4 protein-coding genes are annotated in these 4980 nt (G+C 69.9%); 2 read left to right on the top strand and 2 right to left on the bottom strand.

All coding sequences use genetic code 11. The annotated features are described in order from the left end of the window. The first annotated feature begins 307 nt into the window (after positions 1-307). Complete coding sequence (locus tag IAE41_RS21780; RefSeq protein ID WP_200734536.1) at positions 308-1297, top strand: fumarylacetoacetate hydrolase family protein; 990 nt, start codon at positions 308-310, stop codon at positions 1295-1297. 14 nt (positions 1298-1311) lie between these two features. Continuing rightward, positions 1312-1980, top strand: a complete 669-nt coding sequence (gene maiA / locus IAE41_RS21775; protein ID WP_200734535.1) for a maleylacetoacetate isomerase — start codon at positions 1312-1314, stop codon at positions 1978-1980. A 33-nt stretch (positions 1981-2013) separates the two neighbouring features. On the opposite strand, the gene IAE41_RS21770 is transcribed toward maiA, so the two are convergent. Then, positions 2014-3510: a UdgX family uracil-DNA binding protein gene (locus tag IAE41_RS21770; protein WP_200734534.1), complete on the bottom strand. Its 1497-nt coding sequence runs from the start codon at positions 3508-3510 to the stop codon at positions 2014-2016. Further along, positions 3491-4774 (bottom strand): putative DNA modification/repair radical SAM protein, encoded by a 1284-nt coding sequence (locus IAE41_RS21765; protein WP_200734533.1) that lies wholly within the window; start codon positions 4772-4774, stop codon positions 3491-3493. Before IAE41_RS21765 ends, IAE41_RS21770 begins: the two co-directional genes overlap by 20 nt. Positions 4775-4980 lie beyond the last annotated feature (206 nt).

Below are 4980 nucleotides of genomic sequence, written 5' to 3'. Positions count from 1 at the left end.
TTTTTCTCTCCGCTTGGCCCCCCCCCCGGGGGCCCACCCACCAACAGCCGCCGCAGGATTTTGTCGGGGGTGGGGCGGTGTGGGTGGGCGGCTCACGCCCCTGCCACCGGACCCGCCTCGCCCAACCAGCAGAAAACCAGCCCCGCTTTTGATCTTGCTTCGGCTTTTGCCTCTGCAGGTGCAGGGCTGCAAGCCCTGCCGACCGCCCCACTACGGTAGGGTGGGCCGATGCCGCGCTGCAGCTTGGCTACACCGCGCATTTGATTACACTTGAAACTTGTTTGCCCACGACTCCGGACACCCACCCATGAAGCTTGGTTCTTTGAAGGAAGGCGGCCGCGACGGCACCCTGATCGTCGTCTCGCGTGACCTGCGCCACGGCGTGCGCGCCACCGGCATTGCCGCCACCCTGCAGCAGGCCCTGGAGGACTGGAGCCACATCGCCCCGCGCCTGAACGCCCTGTACGAATCGCTGAACGCCGGCGACGCCGATGGCGTCTTCGACCTCGACCCGCAGGCGCTGGCCGCGCCGATGCCGCGTGCCTACGAATTCGTTGATGGCAGCGCCTACCTGCCGCACGTCGAGCGCGTGCGCCGCGCCCGTGGCGCCGAGGTGCCGGAAAGCTTCTACACCGATCCGCTGATGTACCAGGCCACCAGCGCCGGCTTTTATGGCCCGCGCGATGCGGTCAAGGTGGTCAGCGAGGAGTACGGCATCGACCTGGAAGCCGAGATCGTGGTCATCACCGACGACGTGCCGATGGCCGCCACCCCGGAACAGGCCGCTGGCCACATCCAGCTGGTCGGCCTGGTCAACGATGTCTCGCTGCGCAACCTGATCCCCGGCGAACTGGCCAAGGGTTTCGGTTTCCTGCAGTCCAAGCCGCGCTCGGCCTTGTCGCCGGTGTTCGTCACCCCCGATGAACTGGGCACCGCCTGGCAGGACAGCAAGGTGCACCTGCCGCTGCTGACCCACATCAATGGCCAGTGGTTCGGTGCGCCGGAAGCGGGCGTGGACATGCAGTTCAACTTCGCCCAGCTGGTCGCGCACGCGGCGAAAACCCGTCCGCTGGGCGCCGGTACCATCGTCGGCTCGGGCACCATCGCCAACGAGGACACCAGCAAGGGTGCCTCCTGCTTCGCCGAGCAGCGCACCGTGGAAACCCTGCGCGACGGCAAGCCGAGCACGCCCTTCATGTCCTTCGGTGACGTGGTGCGTATCGAGATGCTCGACGCCGCCGGCAACAGCATCTTCGGTGCGATCGAACAGCGCATTGAACAGGCGGCCAGACCCTGAGCATGGAGGCGGCGATGGACATCCTGGTTGACGACGGCCTCGTGCTGTACACCTACTGGCGATCCAGCGCCGCCTACCGCGTGCGCATCGGCCTGTTCCTGAAGGGCCTGGCCTGGGAGGGCCGGCCGGTGCACCTGGTGCGTGACGGAGGCGAGCAGCATGCCGACGCCTATGCCGCGCTCAACCCGCAGCAGCTGGTGCCGGCGCTGCTGCATGAGGGGCACACCTTCACCCAGTCGCTGGCGATCCTCGAGTACCTCGACGAGCGCTTCCCGCAGGTGCCGCTGCTGCCGGCCGATGCGGTCGGCCGCGCGCGGGTGCGGGCACTGGCCCAGCTGGTGGCCTGCGATATCCATCCGATCAACAACCTGCGGGTGATGCAGTACCTCGAACGCCGCCTGGAAGCACCGGCCGACGCACGCACGCAGTGGACCCTGCACTGGATGGCCGACGGCTTTGCGGCGATGGAGTCGATGCTCGCGGGCAGTGCCGATACCGGCATCTTCTGCCACGGCGACCGCCCCGGCCTGGCCGACATCTGCCTGCTGCCGCAGCTGTACAACGCGCACCGCTTCGGTCTGGACCTGGCCCCGTACCCGACCCTGCGCCGCATCGAGGCCGCCTGCCTGGCACTGGACGCCTTCGACCGCGCCCGCCCGGAAAACCAGCCCGACGCCGCCTGACAAGCCGCTTCGCGCGCCGGGCGTGGCCCGGCGCTACCGGTCGGACGTCGGTGGCAGCGCCGGGCCATTCCCGGCGGATTCCGCGTCGTCCTCCCGCACACGGCGCAGGTCATCGCGGAACAGCCGGTAGGCCTCTTCGCGTCGCACGTCATCGCCCTGCCGCAATACCCACGCCGGGTGCACGGTGGCGTAGCCGCGGGTGCCGTCTTCCAGCGTGTGCCAGCGCCCGCGGTCGCGCGACAGCTGGAAACCCGCGCCGAACACCGACGCGGCGGCCGTGGCGCCCAGGCAGACGATGAGCTGCGGCCGCACCCGCGCGATCTCGCCCAGCAACCACGGTTGGCAGGCGCGCACATGGCGGCTTTCCGGCCGCTTGTGCAGGCGGACCTTGCCGCGCCGCTCGTGGTGGAAATGCTTGACCGCATTGGTCAGGTACAGCGTGGCGCGGTCGATGCCGAGTTCGGCCAGGGCACGGTCCAGCAGCTGGCCGGCCGGCCCGGCAAAGGGCCGGCCACACAGGTCCTCGGTATCGCCGGGTTGCTCGCCGATCACCATCACCCGCGCATCGGCCGGGCCCTGGCCGAACACCACCTGGGTGGCCGGCTCCCACAGCGGGCACTGCCGGCAGCCAGCGGCCTGCGCGCGCAGTGCCTCTAGGCTGTCGGCGCCGGAGGCGGACGGTGCCAGCGCCGGCCGCTGCGGAATCTTCCGCTGCGGTGCCTGCGCGGGCCGGTCGTGCATTTCCTGCACGCGATCGGCGGCATCGCGCACCAGCCCGGGCAGCAGCTGTGCCTCCGGCAGGTGCCGCCAGTACCGCGCCGGCATCTCCTGCAGCATCATCCGGGTGTTCAACCGGGCCGGGTTGAAGATGCTGGCATAGTAGGTCTGCCACAGCGATTCGCGCGCATCCTCGGCCGGCGCATCTTCGCGGCGGGCGCCGGGCCCGAACGCCAGCGCCTGGCCATCCCAGTGCACGCTGCGGCCGGGGGTGAGGATGGCCCAGCGCATGCCAGCGAAGCGTCGCGCGAAGAACGGCGCGACCCGCTCGACGATGTTGTGGTCCGGCTCGAACCAGGCAATGAAGGCATCGGCCTGGCCGGGCACCTCGCGGAAGCGCACGAAGGCCTTCATCTTGTGGGTGTCGCGGCGCACCGCCTGGGCCAGGGCCATCGCCCGCAGCACGTCGGCATCGGCCGGATTGGACAGCACGCTGCGTTCGCCATGGGCGATGCGCCACAGCAGCCGGTACAGCAGGGCCAGGCGCTGCGGCTCGCGGTGGCACAGGCAGGTCGCCGCCAGCTCCATGAAGTCGCGTGGCACGTTGGGCGCGCTGGCGTCGGCGGGCAGGGCGGCACTCTGCACGGAAGGTGCATCCAGCAGCGAGGCATCGCTGCCTTCCAGCCAGTCCAGCTGCGCCGGTGCCACGCCGCGCAGCAGGGCCTCGCGCGCGGCATCCCGCCAGGCCTCCAGCGACCACGGCGGGTCCACCCGCAGTGACCAGCGCTGCGCGTCAGGCGGCGGGCGGTGCATCGAACAACGAGCCCTGGCGCGGTGGCGGGGCCAGTTGCGCGCGCAACGCCGCCGGATCATCCAGCGCCTTGTGCGGGTGGTGGTCGGCCAGCAGCACGAACGGCAGAAGCTTGCTCATCGGTGCCTTCAGCCGGGCCACGTCGGCCACCCGCAGGCGGCCATGCCGGCGCGCCATCAGCACCCGCTTCACGTTGCGCACGCCCAGCCCGGGCACGCGCAGCAGCAGTTCCTTCGGCGCGCGGTTCAGATCCACCGGGAAACGCTCGGGGTGGCGGATCGCCCAGGCCATCTTCGGGTCGATGTCCAGGTCCAGCATGCCGTCCTGGGTGGTGTCGGTGATCTCCTCCACGCCATAGCCGTAGAAACGCAGCAGCCAGTCGGCCTGGTACAGGCGGTGCTCGCGCTGCAGGGGTGGCGGCTGCAGGGGCAGCTGGCGACTGGCATCGGGAATGGGGCTGAAGGCCGAGTAGTAGACCCGGCGCATGCGGTAGTTGCCATACAGGGCATCGGCGCTGGCCAGGATCTGCTGGTCGTTGGCCCCGTCGGCGCCGACAATCATCTGCGTGCTTTGCCCGGCCGGGGCGAAGCGCGGCGGGCGAGGGCGCGCGCTGCGGGTGGCCGCCGGCGCAACCACGGCCGGCGCCTTGCGTGCCTCCTTGGCCTCCTCGATGCGCCAGCGCAGCTCGCCCATCGCGCCACGGATCGACTGCACGGTCTTTTCCGGCGCCAGCGCGCTCAGGCCGGCCTCGGTCGGCAGCTCCACGTTGATCGACAGCCGGTCGGCATAGCGCCCGGCACTGGCCAGCAGCTCGGGCGAGGCCTCGGGAATGGTCTTGAGGTGGATGTAACCGGCGTAGCGGTGTTCCTCGCGCAGCTGCCGCGCCACTTCCACCATCTGTTCCATGGTGTAGTCGGCATTGCGGATGATGCCGCTGGAAAGAAACAGGCCCTCGATGTAGTTGCGCTTGTAGAAGTCCAGGGTCAGCGCGACCACTTCGTCCACGCTGAAGCGCGCCCGCGGCACGTTGCTGGACACGCGGTTCACGCAGTAGGCGCAGTCGTAGATGCAGAAGTTGGTCAGCAGGATCTTCAGCAGCGACACACAACGGCCATCGGGCGTGTAGCTGTGGCAGATGCCCATGCCTTCGGTGCTGCCGATGCCGCCGCTGGCGCGCGAATCACGCTTGCCCGCGCCGCTGGAGGCGCAGGAGGCGTCGTACTTGGCGGCGTCGGCCAGGATGGCCAGCTTGCGGATGGTTTCCATTGAGGAAACCTACGGACAGCGGGTCTCATTGGATGAGACAGCCGCTTAACCCTTCAGGATTCCGCCGGGCATGGCCCGGCGCTACCTTGGGGAAACGGGCATGGCCCGGCATTCCCTTGGGCAACGCGCATGCCCGGTGATACCGGTAGCGGCGGGGCCGGCCCCGCGGGCGGGGGGGGGGGGCGCGCCCACGGCCCCCCCACCGG

The sequence above is a fragment of the Stenotrophomonas sp. S39 genome, assembly GCF_016624665.1.
Classification (GTDB): Bacteria; Pseudomonadota; Gammaproteobacteria; order Xanthomonadales; family Xanthomonadaceae; genus Stenotrophomonas.
Note: the sequence above shows the minus strand (reverse complement) of the source record. Positions and strands in the feature narration are given on the sequence as shown.